Origin of the sequence: Pseudomonas sp. WS 5059 (assembly GCF_012985525.1) — a bacterium.
GTDB lineage: Bacteria > Pseudomonadota > Gammaproteobacteria > Pseudomonadales > Pseudomonadaceae > Aquipseudomonas.
Genome location: NZ_JAAQWO010000023.1, coordinates 1 through 723 on the forward strand (window position 1 = coordinate 1; position 723 = coordinate 723).

Genomic DNA, 723 nt, shown 5'->3' on the forward strand with positions numbered 1-723 from the left:
CCATCAACGACACCATCGACAAGGTCGATGTGGTGCTGACCGCGACCAAAACTGTCGGTGAAGGCGGCCAGATCGTCTACACCGCCACCCTTGTGGATAAAAACGGCGCCCCCGTCACTAACACCACTGGTCCGCTGACCATCACCCTGGATAACAACCAGGTCATCACCATCGGTGTGGACAAGTCGAGCGGGACTGTTTCGGTTGTGGCTCCGGACGACGTCTACAAAGGCGACCAGACCGTTACTACCGGCATTAAAGAAGTCGCCGGTGGCGAGCACTTTGAAAATCTGGTTCCGGGCACTGATAAAGTCACCACCGTCGTGACCGACACACCGGGCACCGATAACACTACAACTGTGACCCTGACAGCTCCGTCGGAAGTGAGTGAGGGTGGAAAAATCACCTACACCGCCACCTTGAGCAACAAGGCTGACACCGACGTCACCCTGACGCTCGATAACAAGCAAACCATCACCATCAAGGCTGGCGAAACCGTCGGCACCGTGACAGTGGATGCCCCAGGCGATGACGTGTTCATCGATAAGAGCACCCAAACAGTCCAGATCACCGGCACTGACGGTGGCAACTTCGAAAAACTCGTGGTTGCAGGCGATGGCGCGACTACCACCATCAACGACACCATCGACAAGGTCGATGTGGTGCTGACCGCGACCAAAACTGTCGGTGAAGGCGGCCAGATCGTCTACACCGCCACCCTTG

General features: G+C 57.0%; 1 protein-coding gene. It reads left to right on the plus strand.

Annotation, left to right across the window (positions count from 1 at the left end; all coding sequences use genetic code 11):
* A partial coding sequence (locus HBO12_RS28180) for an immunoglobulin-like domain-containing protein (RefSeq protein WP_346343205.1) occupies nucleotides 1-723 on the plus strand: 723 nt, incomplete at both ends.